The organism is Mycobacterium sp. 23, from assembly GCF_048287075.1.
GTDB classification, from domain to species: domain Bacteria; phylum Actinomycetota; class Actinomycetes; order Mycobacteriales; family Mycobacteriaceae; genus Mycobacterium; species Mycobacterium gordonae_B.
In genome coordinates this window covers 3,244,612-3,262,909 of record NZ_JBLVUX010000005.1, presented here as the reverse complement: position 1 = coordinate 3,262,909, position 18,298 = coordinate 3,244,612, and the positions used below count along the sequence as shown (strand labels likewise).

Here is an 18,298-nt window from a genome sequence, read left to right as displayed (position 1 = left end):
GCGTTGCAATACTGAGCAGACCACGTTCCGTACAAGGAGTCCTTCATGCCTATCGCAACGCCCGAGATCTACGCCGAGATGTTGGGACGTGCCAAGGAGAACGCGTACGCGTTCCCGGCCATCAACTGCACCTCCTCGGAGACCATCAACGCAGCCATCAAGGGCTTCGCCGACGCCGGCAGTGACGGCATCATCCAGTTCTCGACCGGCGGCGCGGAGTTCGGCTCCGGCCTCGGTATCAAGGAGATGGTGACGGGTGCGGTGGCTCTGGCCGAGTTCACCCACATCATCGCGGCCAAGTATCCGATCAACGTGGCGCTGCATACCGACCACTGCCCGAAGGACAAGCTGGACACCTACGTCCGTCCCTTGCTGGCGATCTCTTCGGAGCGAGTTCGCACGGGTGACAATCCTTTGTTCCAGTCGCACATGTGGGACGGCTCGGCGGTTCCCATCGACGAGAACCTCGAGATCGCGCAGGAGCTGCTCAAGCAGGCCGCGGCCGCGAAGATCATCCTCGAGATCGAGATCGGCGTCGTCGGCGGCGAAGAAGACGGCGTCGCCAACGAGATCAACGACAAGCTCTACACCACCCCGGAGGACTTCGAGAAGACCATCGAGGCACTGGGCCATGGCGAGCACGGCCACTACCTGCTGGCCGCCACGTTCGGCAACGTGCACGGCGTCTACAAGCCGGGCAACGTCAAGCTGCGCCCCGACATCCTGGACCAGGGCCAGAAGGTGGCGGCGGCCAAGCTCGGCCTGGGCGATGACGCCAAGCCGTTCGACTTCGTCTTCCACGGCGGCTCGGGCTCAGCGAAGTCCGAGATCGAGGAGGCGCTGCGCTACGGCGTGGTGAAGATGAACGTCGACACCGACACCCAGTACGCGTTCACCCGCCCCATCGCGGCGCACATGTTCTCCAACTACGACGGCGTCCTGAAGGTCGACGGGGAAGTCGGCAACAAGAAGGTCTACGACCCGCGCAGCTACCTCAAGAAGGCCGAAGCCGGCATGACGGAGCGCGTCATCGAGGCCTGCAACGACCTGCACTGCGCCGGCAAGTCCCTGGCCGGCTGATCTTAGGCGCCGAGCGTGTTCTCAGGGCGGAATTTTCGCGGAAAACGCGCCCTCAGAACACGTTCGGCGCGGGACGGGAGTTGAGGTCTGTCAGCTGGACTGGCAGATCTTCCACTGGTCGTCGCGGAACTGCAGGTCCAGGCTGCGGGTGGAGCGGGTCTGCGGGTCATAGGCCATGAACGTGGTGATGTTGGCCTCCGCATGCTGGCCGTTGACGACGACCTGGTCGATGCTGGCGATCACCGGGTACTGCTTGGCCGCCGAAACCCGCTGGTAGGTCTCTGACCAGGCCTTTTCGTCGTACTCCACGTACCCGTCGCGGGTGGTGCCGCAGGTGATGGTGCGCAGGGCGGTCAGGTCGCCGCGTTGAACGGCGATGTCGAAGCTCTGAATGGTCTGCTTCACCTGGTCCTCTTGCGAGGCCTTCGCGTGCTTGCTGCGCGTGAGCAGGACGGTGCCGAAGATGGCGATGGCCGCCAGGGCCAGGACGATCACAACGACCGCCAGCACCCAGCCCCAGTTACGCTGCTTGGCTCCCGGCTTGGCCCCGCCACGCGGTGGAATTGATTGGGGGACAGCGGTTTTGGGCGGCAGCGGGGGAGCCGGTGGCGTCGGTGGGGTGCCCGCCGCCGGACGGGTGTGGAAAGCCTCGGTGGCCGCGTCCTGCGAGGTGGCGATCACCTGGGTTTCCTTCGCGTCGAACCCGGGCGCTGTGAAGCGCCGCTCGGGCTCCGGGTGCGCACCCTCCGAACCCTCGGCCGGGTTGCGGGTGGCGATCGCCTGCGTCTCGCTGTCCGAGTCGCCGGCGATCAGAGGTTGCGCCTCGGTGGCGTCGGGGTCGCGCTCAGCGTCCGTCTTGCCGCTGGTGCCGTCGCGGTCAGGCTCGGGTGCGTTGGGCATGCGTGCAGCTTAACCGAGCCGCATTGGCAGAATGGGCGCCATGACGCCCTCTGGTGACCTCCTGGGACCTGATCCGACTCTGCTTCCGGGCGACAGCGAGGCGGAAGCCGAGCTACTGGCAAAGGAGAAGCCGGGGATCGTCGCCGCAGCCCATCCGTCGGCGTCAGTGGCCTGGGCGGCTCTTGCCGAAGAGGCGCTGGCCGAGGACAAGGCGATCACGGCGTACGCCTACGCCCGCACCGGTTACCACCGGGGCTTGGACCAGCTGCGCCGCAACGGCTGGCGGGGTTTCGGCCCGGTGCCCTACGCGCACGAGCCCAACCGCGGATTCCTGCGGTGTGTGGCGGCGCTTGCCCGTGCCGCGGACGCCATCGGGGAGACCGACGAATACAACCGCTGCCTCGATCTGCTCGACGACTGTGACCCCGGGGCCCGCGCGGCGCTCGGCTTCTAGAACGTCTCTTCGCAGTGGCCGTCCGGGCAGTCGATCTGGACGGTGGCATGGTTGAGCCCTCGGGCTGACAGCAGCGCCCGCGCGTCACTGAGCACCTGCGCCGAATCGGCGGTGCTGGTGAGGTGGGCGGTCACCATGTCCTTGCCGGGGGACAGAGTCCAGACGTGCAGATCGTGCACGTCGGTCACACCCTCGAGGTCGCTGAGCGCTGAACGCAGTTCGTCGACGTCGATGTGCGCGGGCGAGGACTCGGACAGGATGCGCAGGGCGGAGCGGGCCAGCGCGATCGCCCTGGGCAGCACCCACAGCGCGACCAGGACGGCGACCACCACGTCGGCGTAGGGCCAGTGCGTCGTTACGGTCACGACGCCGGCGATCAGCACCCCGATGCTGCCGACGGTGTCGGCGACGACCTCCATGTAGGCGCCCTTGACCGCCAGGCTCGCCTCGGAGTGCGATCGCAGCAGCATCGCCACCGCGAAGTTGGCGGCCACGCCGGCCAGGGCGACCACGATCATCGGCACGCCGGGCACCGACGGCTTGCTGCCGAGCCGCTCGACGGCCTCGTAGAGGATGAACAGCGCGACCCCGACCAGCAGCACGGCGTTGGCGACGGCGGTGAACACCTCGGCGCGGTGCCAGCCGTAGGTGCGGTCCGGTGAGGAACTGCCGCGCTGGGCGAGGATGACCGCGACCAGTCCCATGAACACGGCGACCACGTCGGTCAGCATGTGGCCCGCATCGGCCAGCAGCGCGATCGAGTTGATCATCAAAGCGGTAGTCAGTTCGATGACGAAGAAGGTCGCCAGGATCCCCGCGGCACCGATCATCCGCGGGATCATGCGCGACGCGTCCGCCTCAGCGGGGGTGTGACTGTGTCCGGCGCCCATGGTTAGGTAATATATGCGTAATTACGCATATATGGCAAGGCTCAGGTGGTCGCCCGCCGCGACACTTACATCACGCACACGACACGCCGCGGGGGTTGTGCCTGCGTTCAGTCTGGGCGACTCGGGCACCCGCTCAGGTCAGGGCACTCCAGAAGCGGGTCAGCGCACCGCCGGCCATCGACAGCCGCGGCGGCACCCCGGACAGCTCGAAGAGCCAGTAGACGACCTCGAAGAACCACCGGTTCAGTCCCGGCGCCAGCAGCACGACCAGCGGAATGAACAGGCCGAACTGCTTGGCAGGTGCCACCGCGCGTTGCGTCTGCGGGCTCAGGTGCGGCTCGACCGCGTCGTAGCCGTCCAGGCCCGGGACCGGCAGCAGGTTCAGCACCACCGCGGTGACCTGCAGGAAGCCGAGGAAGGCCATCCCGGCCGCCAGCACCGCATGCGCGGGGTCGTAGAAAACGCGAGTTGCGCTCAGCAGCAGCACCGCCAGGATTAGGTTCATCGCCGGCCCGGCCAGGCTCACCAGGGTGCGGCGCACCGGCGTCATGAATGAGGTCTGCAGATAGACGGCCGCGCCGGGCAGGCCGATCCCGCCCAGCGCGATGAACACCATCGGCAGCACCAGCGACAGCCCCAAATGGCTGTAGCGGCGCGGATCCAGGTTCAGGTAGCCGCGCACCGCCGCATCGTGGTCACCGAACCGCCACGCGGTGTAGGCGTGGCCGAACTCGTGCAGGCACAGCGACACCAGCCAGCCCGCGATGACGAAGACGAACACTCCGGCGTAGGCCAGTGGACGTACCACCGAGCCGGCCGCCCACGCCATCGCCGCTCCGGCGCCGGTCACTCCGACCAGGCCAAGAAAGATCGGGCTGGGGCGCACCCGGTCGAAACTACCGAACCAACAGCCAGCCCTCGACGTGGCGGTAGAACGCCGACCGGCGCACCGCCCGCGGCGCCGGGACGCCGTCACGCAGCACCGCGGCACCGGTCGTACCCAACTGCGCGGCGCGCCCGCTCACCCACCGCGGCAAACGCCCACGCACGGCGGCCCGCAGGCCCGGCAACGCCGGCGTCGGCTCGACCCATACCTCAGCCACCTCGCCGTCGAACAGCACCGTGTCGTCGACCACGGCCTCGCCCCGAATCGCGACCGCCCCCTCGGCCGGCAGCCATTCGGCCCGCCCCACCAGCGCCGTCCCTGTCTCGTCGCGGATCAGCGGCACCCGGCTTGCGGTACCCCGCAGCGCGCGCCGGGCCGCCCGCCGTCCCGCCGGCAACCGGTATATCCGGGTGGCCCGGGTACGCCGGCGCGGTGCGTACGCCACCTCGACGTCGAGCCGCTCGGCGCGCAACAGCCGGGTCAGCACGGTCGCCAGATCGGCATCGGAGCCCACCACCACCAGCCGCCGGCAAGCCCCGATTTCGTCGTTGCCGAGGGTGGGCAGGCCGCGCAAGGCCGGAGGCAGGCGCGCGTCGTCAGACACCCACACGACAACACCCGGCGCGTTCTCCGCCGTATTCATGACACTCCTCGGGAACCGCTCGGTAGGGTAGGTCACCGGCTGGACCACAATAAGCGGCCCAACCTGCCAGACGAGTTGGGAGCACGTCATGCCGGCAATCGTCCTCATCGGCGCCCAGTGGGGTGACGAGGGCAAAGGTAAAGCAACGGATCTGCTCGGCGGACGAGTGCAGTGGGTGGTGCGTTACCAGGGGGGTAACAACGCCGGGCACACCGTGGTGCTGCCGACCGGCGAGAACTTCGCCCTGCACCTGATTCCGTCGGGGGTGCTGACGCCCGGCGTCACCAACGTCATCGGCAACGGCGTCGTGATCGATCCCGGAGTGCTGCTCGACGAGCTCAAGGGCCTGGAAGATCGCGGCGTCGACACCTCGAAGCTGTTGATCTCCGCCGACGCGCACCTGCTAATGCCCTACCACGTGGCCATCGACAAGGTGACCGAGCGCTACATGGGCAGCAAGAAGATCGGCACCACCGGGCGCGGCATCGGGCCGTGCTACCAGGACAAGATCGCGCGGATGGGGATCCGGGCCGCCGACGTGCTCGACCACGCCCAGCTGCAGCACAAGATCGAGGCCGCGCTGGAACTGAAGAATCAGATCCTCGTCAAGATCTACAACCGCAAGGCCCTCGAGCCCGACCAGGTCCTCGAGGCGGTGCTGCAGCAGGCCGAGGGGTTCCGCCACCGCATCGCCGACACCCGGCTGCTGCTGAACAACGCCTTGGACGCCGGTGAGACGGTGCTGCTGGAAGGTTCGCAGGGCACCCTGCTCGACGTCGACCACGGCACCTACCCGTACGTGACGTCGTCGAACCCGACGGCGGGCGGCGCGGCCGTGGGCTCGGGGATCGGCCCGACCCGGATCGGCACCGTGTTGGGCATCCTGAAGGCCTACACCACCCGGGTGGGTTCCGGCCCGTTCCCAACGGAACTGTTCGACGAGAACGGCGAGTACCTGTCCAAGACCGGTGGCGAATTCGGTGTCACCACCGGGCGGCGGCGCCGCTGCGGCTGGTTCGACGCCGTCATCGCCCGCTACGCCACCCGCGTCAACGGCATCACCGATTACTTCCTGACCAAGCTCGACGTGCTGTCCAGCCTGGAGACGGTGCCGGTCTGCGTCGGCTACGAGGTCGACGGCAAGCGCACGCCCGAGATGCCGATGACCCAGAGCGACCTGTGCCGCGCCACGCCGGTCTACGAGGAGCTGCCGGGCTGGTGGGAAGACATCTCCGCCGCGCGCGAATTCGACGACCTGCCCGCCAAGGCCCGCGACTACGTGTTGCGGCTGGAAGAGCTTGCCGGAGCCCAAGTTTCGTGCATCGGGGTGGGTCCGGGACGGGATCAGACGATCGTGCGCCGCGACATCCTGGCGGCTCGCGCGTGACGCATTACACGTCACTCGGGCAGCAGGGTGATCCCCGGGACGAAGATCCCGAGTACGAACACCACGGCGGTTTTCCTGAGTACGGCCCAGCCAGCCCGGGGCCCGGGTTCGGGAAGTTTGTGGCGACCATGCGCCGGCTGCAGGACCTCGCGGTGTCCGCCGACCCGGGTGACGACGTGTGGGACGAGGCGGCCGAGCGTGCCGCGGCACTCATGGACCTACTGGAGCCGTTCGAGGCGGATGCGGGCCAGTCGCCGGCCGGCCGCACCCCCGGCCTGCCCGGCATGGGCAGCTTGCTGCTGCCGCCCTGGAAGCTGACCCGCTACGCCGCCGACGGCGTCGAGATGACGGGGCATTTCACCCGGTTTCACGTCGGAGGTAACTGGGCGGTGCACGGCGGAGTGTTGCCGCTGCTGTTCGACCACACCTTCGGCATGGTCAGCCACGCCGCGGGACGCCCGATCAGCCGAACGGCCTTCCTGCATGTCGACTACCGCAAGATCACGCCGATCAACGCGCCGCTGACCATCCGCGGGCGGGTCACCCGGATCGAGGGCCGCAAAGCGTTCGTGTCGGCCGAGCTGGTTGACGCCGAGGAGGCGCTACTGGCCGAGGGCAACGGCCTGATGGTTCGCCTGCTGCCCGGACAGCCCTGATTACTGCTGGTTCGGGTTCGGTGGCACCACGATGATGGTCGCGCCCGGAATCGCCGCCAGCGTCGCCGCCAGGTTAGCCACCACCCCCGGTGGCAGGCCCTGCGGCAGGCCCGGGAAGTGTGCTGCGGTGGCCGCGGCGGGAATGGCGGGAGTGTTGGCGGCGGGCCTGGTGGCCGCGGAACCGGCCGAGCCGCCGGCCTTCGGTGCGGCCTCGGCCGGGGTCGCCGACGACCCGGCCCGCGCCGCCAGCCCGGCCAGGCTGGTTCCGGCCAGCCCGGCCGCCGCCATGCCGGCGTAGCCGCCACCGTCCTCGGCCGTGTACAGCGGAGTGCTGTTGGGGAACATCGCCGTGACCTGCCGCACTGCCGGCGGCATGAACCAGCTCTGCGGCACCGACAGGCCGTTCAGGCTGGCGGAATAGCCCGAAACCGCCGTCGCTCCGGCTCCGACAGGCCCGGGCGCGAACCGCTCCAGACCGACGGACGGTTGCTCGGCTGGAATGAGCACCGCTTCTCCGAGTCCTTCTTTCTGCAGCTCGTTCCCCTGTTCGAGCTCCTCCTCCTCGACCTGGTCGCTGCGGACCTCTTCGCTGTACTGCCCCAACGCGACGATCAGGCTGGCACCCGCGAGGCCCGCGGTGGTGAGGACCAGCAGGTCGAGATCTTGGAAGGGGCTGGGCAGCGGGATCACGGGCGCTGCCGGGGCTACCGCGGCGGCGGAACCTACTGCCCGCGGCATTGCAATGCCTTCCAACTCCTCGGCCAGCGCGCCCTCGGTGGTGGTCGCGGGCGGCAGCGTGAACGGCGGCAACTGGGAGGCGGCTTCCGAACTGCCGGCGTAGCCGTCCATGGCCACGATGTCCTGGGCCCACATCTCGCCGTAGTCCGCTTCGGTGGTCGCGATGGCCGGCGTGTTCTGCCCGAAGATGTTCGTTCGGACCAGCGAGAGGGTGACATGGCGATTGGCCGCGATGGCTGCCGGGGGAACGGTGGCCGCGTAGGCGGCCTCGTAGGCGTTCGCGGCGGCCAGGGCCTGGGTGGCGGCCTGTTCGGCCTGAGCGGCGGTCCCGCGCATCCATGCCACGTAGGGGGTGGCCGCTGCCGCCATCGTCAGCGAGGACGGACCCAGCCATTCCTGACTGGTGAGGCCGGAGAGCACCGAAGCGTAGGACTCGGCCGTCGCGTTCAATTCCTCGGCAAGCCGTTCCCACGCCGCCGCCGCCTGCATCAAGGGAGCCGACCCGGGCCCGGAATAGATTCTGGCCGAATTGATTTCAGGAGGTAGCGCGCCGAAATCCAGATTCAGCGCGTTTCCCTGGGCGGTCACGAACGACATGCACATCTCCTCTCCCCCCGAGACAGTTAATCTTTTTCGCGCAGCGAGATACAAATTCGGGAAATGAGTCCCGGCGCGGTGTTCTGATGGCCGCACCTATTGTTGAGTGCGTGACTGACGGCGTGACCGAACAACAAGAGGGCACGACGACATGGGCCGTCGAGGAACCAGCCGAACCCGAGGCCGGTGCCGGGCCTCGGGTGCTGTTGCTCGGTTCCGATGAGTCCGGCCAAGAGCTGGCGGTGGCGCTGCAGCGACTGGGCGCCGAGGTGATCACCGCGGATGCCGATACGCTGTCCGACGCCGAGGAGCTCACAGCGGTCGTGGCGGCGCTGCAACCGGATTTCGTGGTGACGCTTCCCGGGGCGTTTGACACATCCGCGGCCGTCACGGTCCTCGATGAGCTCGAAGCCCAGGACACCGAACTGGTGCCCGGGGCGCGCGCCGTGCGGTTGACGGCGGACCGGGAGGGTCTGCGCAAGCTGGCCGCCGACGAGCTGGGTCTGCCCACCGCGCCGTTCTGGTTCGTCGATTCATTGGCCGAACTCGAGGCGGTCGCCGCCCACGCCGGTTTCCCCCTGCTGGTCAAGGCCGTCGACGGGTCCGGCCGGTCGGTGGTCCGGGGTGCGGACGAAGTTGCCCGAGCCTGGGAGCTGGCCGGCGCGGGTGGCCGGGTGTGGGCCGAGACCGTGGTCGACGTCGAGTTTTTGGTCACGCTGATCGTGGTGCGCACCGAGGGCCCGTCGGGGCCCGTCATCGAGTTCTGCGCGCCGATCGGTCACGGCGGTGACGACACCGGTGCGCTGGAGTCCTGGCAGCCGCAGCACCTGACCACCGCGGCCGTGGACGCGGCGAAGTCGATTGCCGCACGCATCGTCAAATCGCTGGGCGGACGCGGTGTCTTCAGTGTCGAGTTGATGATCAACGGAGACGAGGTGTACTTCGCTGAAGTGACCGCTGGTCCGAGTGACAGCGCCTGGGTAACGCTGCGTAGCCAGCGGCTTTCGATTTTCGAGCTGCAGGCGCGGGCTGTCCTGGGAGTTGCCGTGGACACCATGATGGTGTCGCCGGGCGCCGCCCGGCTGGTCGATCACGGGCCGGCTGCGCCTGGGGTGGCCCCCAGCGGGGACGTGCTGGCTTCCGCTCTTGCGGTGCCAGAAAGCGATCTGCGGGTGTTCGGTTCGACGGCCGAGGAGCAACCTACCTCGGTGCCGGACAAGTGGGGTGTGACGCTGGCCACCGCGCCGGAGGTCACCGCCGCTCGCGACCGCGCCCGAGAGGTCGCGACCCGGCTGAATGTGCGAGACTCACGCGGGTGAGTTACGCAGGAGACATCACGCCGCTGCAGGCGTGGAAATTGCTCAGCGACAATCCTGAGGCTGTGCTGGTGGATGTGCGCACCGACGCCGAGTGGCGGTTCGTGGGGGTTCCCGATTTGTCGAGTCTGGGCCGCGACGTGGTCTACGTCGAGTGGAACAAATCCAACGGACAGCACAACAACAACTTCCTTGAGGAACTGAAGGACAAGGTCCCCGCCGGCGAGGGCGATCGCCCCGTGGTGTTCCTGTGTCGCTCCGGCAACCGCTCCATCGGAGCCGCCGAAGTCGCGACCGAGGCCGGCTTCACGCCGTCCTACAACGTGCTGGACGGCTTCGAAGGTCAGCTCGACGTCCACGGGCATCGGGGCGAGACGGGGTGGCGCGCGGTCGGACTGCCCTGGAAACAGGGCTAGCCTCAGCGATGAAGGACCTGCCGGACGGCGTGAGCCAGGCGACCATCGGGGTGCGCGGCGGATTGACGCGATCGGGTTTCGAAGAGACTTCCGAGGCGATGTTCCTGTCGTCCGGTTACGTCTATCCCTCCGCGGAGGTGGCCGAGCAGTCGTTCACCGGCGAGGTGGAGCACTACGTCTACTCGCGCTACGGCAACCCCACCGTCAACATGTTCCAGGAACGGCTGCGTCTCATCGAGGGCGCCCCGGCCGCGTTCGCGACGGCCAGCGGCATGGCCGCGGTGTTCGTCTCCCTCGGAGCGCTGCTGGGTGCCGGCGACCGCCTGGTGGCGGCGCGCAGTCTGTTCGGATCCTGTTTCGTGGTGTGCAACGAGATCCTGCCGCGCTGGGGTGTGGAGACCGTGTTCGTCGACGGCGACGACCTCGCCCAGTGGGAAGAGGCGTTGTCGAAGCCCACCCAGGCGGTGTTCTTCGAAACCCCGTCCAACCCCATGCAGTCTCTCGTCGACATTGCGGCGGTCACCGAGCTGGCGCACGCAGCGGGCGCGAAAGTGGTGCTGGACAACGTTTTCGCGACGCCGCTGCTGCAGCAGGGTTTCCCGCTCGGGGTGGACGTGGTGGTGTACTCCGGCACCAAGCACATCGACGGCCAGGGGCGGGTGCTCGGTGGCGCCATCCTCGGCGACAAGGAGTACATCGACGGTCCGGTGCAGAAGCTGATGCGGCACACCGGCCCCGCGATGAGCGCGTTCAATTCCTGGGTGATGCTCAAAGGTCTTGAGACGCTTGCTATTCGGGTCCAATACAGCAACGCTTCCGCGCAACGCATCGCTGAGTTTCTGGAAGGACATCCCGCCGTCAACTGGGTGCGTTATCCATACCTGCCGTCGCATCCGCAGTACGACCTGGCTAAGCGCCAAATGTCCGGCGGCGGAACGGTTGTCACGTTCGAGTTGAACGCGGCGGAAGGTGCTGCCAAGGGGCGGGCCTTCGAGGTGCTGGACAAGCTACGGCTGATAGACATCTCCAACAATCTGGGCGACACGAAATCCCTTGTCACGCATCCGGCTACGACGACGCACCGCGCGATGGGGCCGGAAGGCCGCGCCGCCATCGGGCTCGGTGACGGCGTGGTCCGGATCTCGGTAGGCCTGGAAGGCACCGACGATCTGATCGCCGACATCGACCAGGCCCTGAGTTAGCCCGCTGCCCGCTGTTCGGCCGCTTCCGCGCGTTCCGCAGCGGCCAGCGTGCCCTCTTCCGAGTATTCCTTGACCCAGTTGACCGCCACCCGGGCGTAGATCATCTGGCTGGTGATCGCCATCTGGCCCCGGGTGCGGCCGAGGAAGGCGAGGCCCCAGGAGAAGGCGGCGGAGATCCGGTTTCGGTGGCCCACCAGATATAACAGGTGCAGGAACAGCCACGCCAACCAGGCGATCAAGCCGGCGAACTCCACCTTGCCGACCTTCGCGACGGCGCTGTAGTGGGAGATCAGCGCCATGCTGCCCTTGTTGAAATACTGGAACGGCTCTCTCGCGGTCGGGTCGTCCTTGCCTTTGACGACGTTCTTGATCACGCCGGTGGCGTACTTCGCACCCTGGATCGCGCCCTGCGCCATTCCCGGGACATCGGGCACCGCCATCAGGTCGCCGATGACGAAGACATTCGGGTGTCCCTTGACGGTGAGGTCGGGCTCCACGACAACCCTTCCGGCACGGTCGATTTCGGTGCCGTCAGACTGCTCGGCGATCATCTTGCCGAGCGAACTGGCCTGCACCCCGGCCGCCCACACCTTGCAGGCGCATTCGATGCGGCGTTCGGTGCCGTCCTTGTCCTTGACAGTGATGCCCTTGTAGTCGACCGCGGTCACCATTGCATTGAGTTGGACCTCGACGTCCATCTTTTCCAGCTTGTGCTGTGCCTTAGCGCCCAGCTTCGGGCCCATCGGCGGTAAGACCGCGGGGGCGGCGTCCAGCAGAATCACCCGGCACTCGCTGGGTGTGATGGTTCGGAACGCTCCGGCCAGCGTGCGCTCGGCGAGTTGAACGATCTCGCCGGCGAGTTCGACGCCGGTGGGCCCCGCCCCGACCACGACGAAGGTCAGCCGGCGTTCGCGCTCGGCGTGGTCGGTGGCGACTTCGGCCGCCTCGAACGCGCCGAGAATGCGGCCGCGCAACTCCAGCGCGTCGTCGATGGTCTTCATCCCGGGCGCGAAGGTGGCGAAGTGGTCGTTGCCGAAGTAGGACTGCTGGGCGCCGGCGGCAACGATCAGGCTGTCGTAGTGCGTCACCGTCTCCATGTTGATCAGCTTCGAGGTGACGGTCTGGGATGCGAGGTCGATCCCGCTGACCTCACCCAGGATCACCCGGACGTTCTTCTGCTTGCGCAGGATCAGCCGGGTGGTTGGGGCGATGTCGCCCTCGGACAGGATGCCGGTCGCCACTTGGTACAGCAGCGGCTGAAACAGGTGGGTCGTCGTCTTCGAAATCAGGGTGATGTCCACATTGGCTCGCTTGAGCGACTTGGCCGCATTGAGGCCGCCGAACCCGCTGCCGATGATGACGACGTGGTGGCGCTTCTCGGCGGTCGAGGCTTCGGCGGGTGGGGGCGTCATGGTCCTCCTTCAGTCTGGTCACTGCAGCGCATCTACCGTACGACTCAACCAGCCGAAAGTCGCACCTTTCATCGTCTCGTTATCGCACCGGGAAACCTGAGATCGGGATTTGGCGGAACGGGATGACGGCCGTGTCGATCTCCCGGCTCGATGATTTGGAGCGTAGATCCTGAAAAATGTTGCGCGAAAATCGAATTGGTATCTGAGACGGTATTGTCACACGATGAACCGGCCTCGGTCAGGAGGACGGCTGACGGTGCACGCGTGCGTACGCGCGAGAACGTTTGTCACTGCCGCGTTTAGCCGAGGCCCCGCGCGTAAACTCCTGCGGTGCGTGATCGCAGACACGCAGCAACCGGCACGGAATCTGACCGTCCGGTGATTCCAGAGAAAGGCAGCATCATGGCGCTCGACGATGACGACATCACCACCGCTGGTGGCGACGGCGGTGAAGGCACGGCCGACGGCGGCTCCAACCCCGAGGGTCACGACGGCGGAGCTGACGGAACGGCAAGCGAAGGATCGAAGGGCGAAGGTCCCGCCGACGGCGGCTCCAACCCCGAAGGTCACGATGGCGGGGCCGACGGAACCGCGTGACCGCCGCTAGATGTTGAGTCGCTGTACGGCCACCGATGCTGGGTTGTTCGCAACCCGGCATTGGGGCCGCACGCCCCTACTCAGCCGCGCTGAGGCGCTGCCGCGCGACTTCAGCGATTTGCTGTCGCCGTCGGCGGTGGATGAACTGATCGCCCGGCGTGGTGTGCGCACACCGTTCCTCCGGATGGCCAGGGCCGGCGACATCCTGGCCCGGGACTGCTACGCCGGCCCGGCCGGCTTCGGCGCTGAAGTGCCGGATCAAGTGGATTCAGCCAAGGTCCTGGCCGAGTTCTCCGCCGGCGCGACCATCGTCTTGCAGGGATTGCATCGGTTGTGGCCGCCCCTGATCGACTTCGTGCGAGCCATGGTCGACGATCTGGGGTATCCGGTGCAGGCGAACGCCTATGTGACCCCGCCGGGCAGCCAAGGATTCGATCCGCACTATGACGTGCACGACGTATTCATCCTGCAAGCGTCGGGCGAGAAGAACTGGACGGTGCACGAGCCCGTGCATCCGCACCCGTTGCCCTCGCAACCATGGACACAGCACCGCGAGGCCATCGCCGCGCGAATCGAGGACGACCCGGTCATCGATACGGTTCTAAAAGCCGGAGATGCGCTGTATCTGCCGCGCGGTTGGGTGCACTCGGCGCGCTCCTTGGAGACGACCTCGATCCACCTCACCATCGGGGTCTCCGCATTGACGTCTCTGGACGTCGTCCATGCGTTCGTCGACACGCTGGCCTCGGATGCCGAGTTCAGACGGCCGCTGCCGATGGGCATCGATGCCACCAACCGCGACGAGATGGCGGCGACGACGAGCAAGATCATGGCCCAGGTCGTCGACGCCGTGCGCGATCGAGCCGTCGATCTGAGTCTCGGGGCGGCCGCGCGGCTGTCGGACCGTCACGCCCAGACCACCAGGCCCGTCCCGGTTCCGGTGCTGGCCACGCTGGCGGCCGCCGAACGGGCCGGCGAGATACCGGTTCGATGGCGTCACGGACTGATCGGGACACCGCAGATTGTCGGCGACCGTGTTGTGCTGCGGCTACCGGACCGGACCATCACGTTCCCCGGGTACTGCGCACCCGCCATCGAGGCGCTTCATCGCGGAGTGGTTGCCGATGCCGACACCCTGCCCGACCTCGACCACGCCGACTCGACAGTGCTGATCCGCCGACTGCTGCGCGAGGCCGTGCTGGTGCCGGCCGAAGACGGGCTTGCTACCGGGCCAGACCACGGATGAACGCGCCGCGGCGTACTCCGTGCAGCGACCAGTCGCTGTCGCGAGACGACCCGTTGTACGGAACCGCGTCGGCCGGGCACGCGTGGGCAATGCTCGAACTCGGTGGGGCATGGGGACAGTCGGCATTCCTGGACTCACCGGCGATCATCGACCGTGAGCTGGGACGTCAGGTCTGCCGCCGCATCGAGGCTGCGGGCATGCGGGTCACCGCGATCCGTCGCCCTGGGCGCCGTCCGGTGAAGCCGCGCTGGCGGTGGTTCATCGCGCGGTGCGATGAGGGCAGCGAGGCGCTCCACCACGGGGAGGTCGATGAAGCTGGCGACTATTTGGATATCGCTTTAGATGGCTCCGACGGTGAATTGACCAGCGGCCCGCTCGTCGCGGTGTGTGCGCATGGCAAGCACGATCAGTGCTGCGCGGTGCGGGGCCGAAGCGCGGCGGCCGCCATCGCGGCTGAGTATCCCGAATTCGTTTGGGAATGCTCACATTTAGGCGGTGATCGATTCGCGGCAACGATGCTGGTGCTGCCCGAAGGCCTGTGCTACGGACGGGTCGATTCCACCGACTCCGCCGAACTCGTGCGGCTGTATCTAGACGGGCGGCTCGACCACCGGTACCTGCGCGGGCGCACATGCCTGCCGCATGTGGTCCAAGCCGCGCAGCATTTCGCCCGGGAAGCGTCGGGAGAGGATCGGATCGGCGCGTTGTCCCCCCTGAGGGTCGAGCACAAGGGCGGCGGGATTCACCACGTCGAGCTCGCTGCTGACCCCGGTCCGGTGGAAGTCGTTGTCGCAGAAGAGATGTCCGAACCGCTGCTTTCCATGTGCCGGGCTTCGGTCCGCGGTCGGGTACGGACCTATGCCCTGGTGTCGGTGAAGTCGGACTGAGCAAGGTCTTCTTCGGTCGCGACGGAACGAACCCGTCTCGCGATTGCGCAAACCACCTCCGGAACATTTGCGCTCGCCGGAGTCACCACCGGCAGCGGCTGCCGTGACCATCATCGACGAGGCCGCTTTATCAGAATCACTGTCGGGGGTAAGGGGTAGACTCGAACACATGTTCGATAGATTGCCGTGCCTTCCGTGTGGGTTGGCGGATTACGACGGCTACCTCGCGGAGGTGGTGGCCCATCGGCGGGCGCTGCTGGAACAGACCGAGGAGTCGGTGGGGTGGGTGGCGCGCATTGGTGGGGCGGCGCGGGTGGTCAATCAGGGTGCGGCGGCGGAGTTGGTGGCGGTGGGGGAGTTGTTCGCCTACCGACTGTCTCGGGGTGAAGAGACCGAGGATTGGGCGATCGACACGATGAAGGCCGTCGCCGGGGAGGTGGCGGCGGGGCTGCGGATCAGCCAGGGCCGCGCGGAGACCAAGGTGCGTTATGCCCGGGCGATGCGGGAGCGCCTGCCGGAGGTCGCGGCGGTGTTCTGCGCCGGGGACATCGACTATGAGGCATTCACGACGATCGTGTTCCGCACCGATCTGATCGAAGACCGTGACGTGCTGGCGGCGGTGGATGCCACGGTCGCGGCGCGGGTGACGCGCTGGCCCTCGTTAAGCCGGGGGCGGCTTTCGGCGAAGGTGGATGCGATCGTGGCCCGCGCCGATGCCGATGCGCTGCGCCGCCGCACCGAGGCCCGGGCCGAGCGGGAGGTGTGGATCAGCCCGCCCCTGAACGGGCTGGCGCAGATCGAGGGACGCCTGCGCGCCACCGATGCCCAGGCCATCGATGCGCGGCTCTCGGCGCTGGCGGCCACCGTGTGCCCCAACGATCCACGCACCACCGCCCAGCGCCGCGCCGATGCCCTGGGGGCCTTGGCCGCCGGCGCCACCCGGCTGGGCTGTGAATGCGCGCGCCCGGACTGCACCGCCGCCGGGAAAAAGCCGGCCAGCCCGGTGGTGATCCATGTGATCGCCGAAGCCGCCACCCTGGCCGGGCGCAGCGACAGCCCCGCCTGCCTGCTCGGTGGGCAGGACCTGATCACCCCCGAGGTGCTGGCCGAGTTGGCGTTGACGGCCAAACAGGTGCCGCTGATCCACCCCGGCTACACCGCACCCGAACCCCACTACCACCCCTCGCCGGCGCTGGCCGATTTCGTGCGGGCCCGGGACCTGACGTGCCGCTGGCCCGGCTGCGACGTGCCGGCCACCCACTGCGACCTCGACCACACCACCCCCTGGGCCCAGGGCGGGCCCACCCACGCCGGCAACATGAAGTGCTACTGCCGCACCCATCATCTGATGAAAACCTTCTGGGGCTGGACCGAGAAACAACTCGCCGACGGCACCCTGATCCTCACCAGCCCCGGCGGGGACACCCACGTCACCACCCCCGGCAGCGCGCTGCTGTTTCCCAGCCTGTGTCACGCCGTGGGCGGCATGCCCGCCCCCGAAGCCCACACCCCACCCACCGACCACTGCGCCGAGCGCACCGCAATGATGCCCACCCGCCGCCGCACCCGCGCCCAGGCCCGCGCCGCCCGCGTGGCCGCCGAACGCCGCGCCAACCACCAAGCCCGCACCACCGCCACCGGCCCACCCGACAACGAACCCCCACCCTTCTAGGTGGGCCAGGAGCTTGCGGTGCTCCGGAAGTTGTTGTTCGGAGGATTGCAGAAGTCCGAGTTCGTCCCGGCCAGCAGGACGAAATAGCCCTCACCCTTGTGGGTGAAACTGTATGGCGGATAACTCCATCCGCTGTTGCACATCGACGTCGGCGTGCCGATCGTCGCCCGACGCCAACTGGACTTGGCGCATGCGGTAAGGGCATCGAGGTCGGAAACGCCGCTCTTGGCGATCACCAGCATGCCGCCGCCCCATTGCCCGTCCGCCCGACGATAGGCGCGCGCCCCGAAGCCGGCTCCATTGGACTGGCATCCCAGCGCCCGCTGCAGCGGCTGGAAGACAGTGGCCAGGTCGCGATTGGTGATGGCGGCTGCGGCACTGATGAATTGCGCGGCGTCGGACCCGTCGACCTCCTGCACGTTCGGGTCGTGGAAGCTGAACAGCTGCTGCGCGATCGCACTCGAATTACCGCCGCCGCCCACGACAGGCCCGCTGCCGGTGGAGGTCATCGGAGGCAGCCCGTCGGCGGGGTCGGCCGCTGCTGTCGGCGCCAGGGACAGCGACAGGGTGGCGATCAACGCAAGGCGTGCAAGAACTTTCATTGCTCGATGGCATCCTGTTCCACAGTGCGTTTAGCGCGCACAGCGGTCCGCGTTGACCGCCGCCGCGGAATGCGTTCCGTGATGCCGCTCAGCGAGTTGATCATCCTGTTGAGGCTGTCCACCGCCGATTCGAGGGTGTCGGCAGTGGGCGTCAACGTCTCCACGGCGGGCGCCAGCCGACTCAGGATCTCGGCGGCCTCGGTGAATTGCTCGAGCGGTCCATTCTTGACCAGGAGCTTGTCGATGATGCCGTCCTGGGCGAACATCCGCTCGATGATCCCGTCCTCGGCGAGAATCCGCTCGAGCGGCCCGTCCTTGGCGAGTAGCCGATCAGCGAGCCCACCGGGCTCCAGGATCCGTTCAAGCGCGCTGCCTTCAACGGACACCCGATCGAGCAACCCACCGGGCGCCGTCAACAGGTCGACAACCCCACCCGGGCGCATCAGCTTGTCCGCCGGCCCGCCGCGGACCAGTGCGCGTCCCATCGCCCGGTCGTTCTCGGTAAGCTCGGCGACCCTGTTTGCGCCAATGAGCGCCCCGCGCAACGGAAATAGATCGGTAATTGGGTCTACCGTCTTCGGGCCTTCCTCGCCCAGAGACTGCTTCACACTCCCGAGCGCGATGGCCGCAACGGCGAGTCCGGCGTCGGCCACCGCGACGCCGGCCCGGACAGGGGCTGTCGCCAGACCGACAATGGCTTTGCTGAGGTTCACGCGG

The 18,298-nt window shown here is 67.7% G+C and carries 19 protein-coding genes; 11 read left to right on the top strand and 8 right to left on the bottom strand.

Annotated features, from left to right (window positions below):
- Nucleotides 1–45 precede the first annotated feature (45 nt).
- Nucleotides 46–1,080 carry a class II fructose-bisphosphate aldolase gene (gene fbaA / locus ACNQS7_RS16465; RefSeq protein ID WP_418013360.1) on the top strand — a complete coding sequence of 345 codons (1,035 nt, stop codon included), beginning with the start codon at nucleotides 46–48 and terminating at the stop codon, nucleotides 1,078–1,080.
- A gap of 90 nt (nucleotides 1,081–1,170) precedes the next feature.
- Here the strand turns inward: fbaA and ACNQS7_RS16460 are convergent, their stop codons facing one another.
- Nucleotides 1,171–1,980 (bottom strand): hypothetical protein, encoded by an 810-nt coding sequence (locus tag ACNQS7_RS16460; RefSeq protein ID WP_418013359.1) that lies wholly within the window; start codon nucleotides 1,978–1,980, stop codon nucleotides 1,171–1,173.
- A gap of 40 nt (nucleotides 1,981–2,020) precedes the next feature.
- On the opposite strand from ACNQS7_RS16460, the gene ACNQS7_RS16455 reads away from it, so the two are divergent.
- A complete protein-coding gene (locus ACNQS7_RS16455) occupies nucleotides 2,021–2,434 on the top strand; it encodes a DUF3151 domain-containing protein (RefSeq protein WP_418013358.1) in 414 nt (137 codons plus the stop codon).
- Here the strand turns inward: ACNQS7_RS16455 and ACNQS7_RS16450 are convergent.
- From ACNQS7_RS16450 to ACNQS7_RS16440, 3 genes are all read right to left on the bottom strand, one after another.
- Nucleotides 2,431–3,324: a cation diffusion facilitator family transporter gene (locus ACNQS7_RS16450; RefSeq protein ID WP_418013357.1), complete on the bottom strand. Its 894-nt coding sequence runs from the start codon at nucleotides 3,322–3,324 to the stop codon at nucleotides 2,431–2,433. The two genes, ACNQS7_RS16455 and ACNQS7_RS16450, sit on opposite strands and share 4 nt — an antisense overlap.
- Nucleotides 3,325–3,457: 133 nt before the next feature.
- Nucleotides 3,458–4,210, bottom strand: a complete 753-nt coding sequence (locus tag ACNQS7_RS16445; protein WP_418013356.1) for a site-2 protease family protein — start codon at nucleotides 4,208–4,210, stop codon at nucleotides 3,458–3,460.
- A 10-nt stretch (nucleotides 4,211–4,220) separates the two neighbouring features.
- The gene (locus tag ACNQS7_RS16440; RefSeq protein WP_418013355.1) at nucleotides 4,221–4,853 is read right to left on the bottom strand and encodes a peptidase M50; all 633 of its coding nucleotides are present in this window, start codon (nucleotides 4,851–4,853) and stop codon (nucleotides 4,221–4,223) included.
- Between the two features lie 88 nt (nucleotides 4,854–4,941).
- Here ACNQS7_RS16440 and ACNQS7_RS16435 point away from each other — a divergent pair, with 88 nt between their 5' ends.
- Nucleotides 4,942–6,240: an adenylosuccinate synthase gene (locus tag ACNQS7_RS16435; protein WP_418013354.1), complete on the top strand. Its 1,299-nt coding sequence runs from the start codon at nucleotides 4,942–4,944 to the stop codon at nucleotides 6,238–6,240.
- Nucleotides 6,237–6,896, top strand: coding sequence for a PaaI family thioesterase (locus ACNQS7_RS16430; RefSeq protein WP_055580368.1), 660 nt, complete (start codon nucleotides 6,237–6,239; stop codon nucleotides 6,894–6,896). The genes ACNQS7_RS16435 and ACNQS7_RS16430 overlap by 4 nt, the downstream gene beginning before the upstream one ends.
- Here the strand turns inward: ACNQS7_RS16430 and ACNQS7_RS16425 are convergent, their stop codons facing one another.
- Complete coding sequence (locus ACNQS7_RS16425; RefSeq protein WP_418016023.1) at nucleotides 6,897–8,195, bottom strand: PPE family protein; 1,299 nt, start codon at nucleotides 8,193–8,195, stop codon at nucleotides 6,897–6,899. It lies immediately after the preceding gene.
- Nucleotides 8,196–8,341: 146 nt separating this feature from the next.
- On the opposite strand from ACNQS7_RS16425, the gene purT reads away from it, so the two are divergent.
- Genes purT through ACNQS7_RS16410 form a run of 3 tightly spaced genes read left to right on the top strand, consistent with a single transcriptional unit; the run spans nucleotide 8,342 to nucleotide 11,165 of the window.
- Nucleotides 8,342–9,550, top strand: a complete 1,209-nt coding sequence (gene purT, locus ACNQS7_RS16420) for a formate-dependent phosphoribosylglycinamide formyltransferase (protein ID WP_418013353.1) — start codon at nucleotides 8,342–8,344, stop codon at nucleotides 9,548–9,550.
- Nucleotides 9,547–9,963 carry a rhodanese-like domain-containing protein gene (locus ACNQS7_RS16415; protein ID WP_418013352.1) on the top strand — a complete coding sequence of 139 codons (417 nt, stop codon included), beginning with the start codon at nucleotides 9,547–9,549 and terminating at the stop codon, nucleotides 9,961–9,963. The genes purT and ACNQS7_RS16415 overlap by 4 nt, the downstream gene beginning before the upstream one ends.
- An 8-nt stretch (nucleotides 9,964–9,971) precedes the next feature.
- Nucleotides 9,972–11,165 (top strand): O-succinylhomoserine sulfhydrylase, encoded by a 1,194-nt coding sequence (locus ACNQS7_RS16410; RefSeq protein ID WP_418013351.1) that lies wholly within the window; start codon nucleotides 9,972–9,974, stop codon nucleotides 11,163–11,165.
- Here the strand turns inward: ACNQS7_RS16410 and ACNQS7_RS16405 are convergent.
- Entirely contained in the window at nucleotides 11,162–12,577 is a 1,416-nt protein-coding gene (locus tag ACNQS7_RS16405) for an NAD(P)/FAD-dependent oxidoreductase (protein WP_418013350.1), read from the bottom strand. The genes ACNQS7_RS16410 and ACNQS7_RS16405 overlap by 4 nt on opposite strands.
- A 330-nt stretch (nucleotides 12,578–12,907) precedes the next feature.
- Between ACNQS7_RS16405 and ACNQS7_RS16400 the strand changes: the two genes are divergently transcribed.
- The 4 genes from ACNQS7_RS16400 to ACNQS7_RS16385 all read left to right on the top strand — a co-directional run bounded on the left by ACNQS7_RS16400 (nucleotide 12,908) and on the right by ACNQS7_RS16385 (nucleotide 16,979).
- The gene (locus tag ACNQS7_RS16400; protein WP_371934976.1) at nucleotides 12,908–13,174 is read left to right on the top strand and encodes a hypothetical protein; all 267 of its coding nucleotides are present in this window, start codon (nucleotides 12,908–12,910) and stop codon (nucleotides 13,172–13,174) included.
- 10 nt (nucleotides 13,175–13,184) lie between these two features.
- Nucleotides 13,185–14,420, top strand: coding sequence for a cupin domain-containing protein (locus ACNQS7_RS16395; protein WP_418013349.1), 1,236 nt, complete (start codon nucleotides 13,185–13,187; stop codon nucleotides 14,418–14,420).
- Nucleotides 14,417–15,307: a sucrase ferredoxin gene (locus tag ACNQS7_RS16390; RefSeq protein WP_418013348.1), complete on the top strand. Its 891-nt coding sequence runs from the start codon at nucleotides 14,417–14,419 to the stop codon at nucleotides 15,305–15,307. The genes ACNQS7_RS16395 and ACNQS7_RS16390 overlap by 4 nt, the downstream gene beginning before the upstream one ends.
- Nucleotides 15,308–15,476: 169 nt before the next feature.
- Nucleotides 15,477–16,979 (top strand): HNH endonuclease signature motif containing protein, encoded by a 1,503-nt coding sequence (locus tag ACNQS7_RS16385; protein ID WP_418013346.1) that lies wholly within the window; start codon nucleotides 15,477–15,479, stop codon nucleotides 16,977–16,979.
- Here ACNQS7_RS16385 and ACNQS7_RS16380 read toward each other — a convergent pair.
- Nucleotides 16,976–17,581, bottom strand: a complete 606-nt coding sequence (locus tag ACNQS7_RS16380) for a hypothetical protein (RefSeq protein ID WP_418013345.1) — start codon at nucleotides 17,579–17,581, stop codon at nucleotides 16,976–16,978. The genes ACNQS7_RS16385 and ACNQS7_RS16380 overlap by 4 nt on opposite strands.
- The gene (locus ACNQS7_RS16375) at nucleotides 17,578–18,294 is read right to left on the bottom strand and encodes a hypothetical protein (protein WP_310779346.1); all 717 of its coding nucleotides are present in this window, start codon (nucleotides 18,292–18,294) and stop codon (nucleotides 17,578–17,580) included. The genes ACNQS7_RS16380 and ACNQS7_RS16375 overlap by 4 nt, the downstream gene beginning before the upstream one ends.
- Nucleotides 18,295–18,298: the final 4 nt, after the last annotated feature.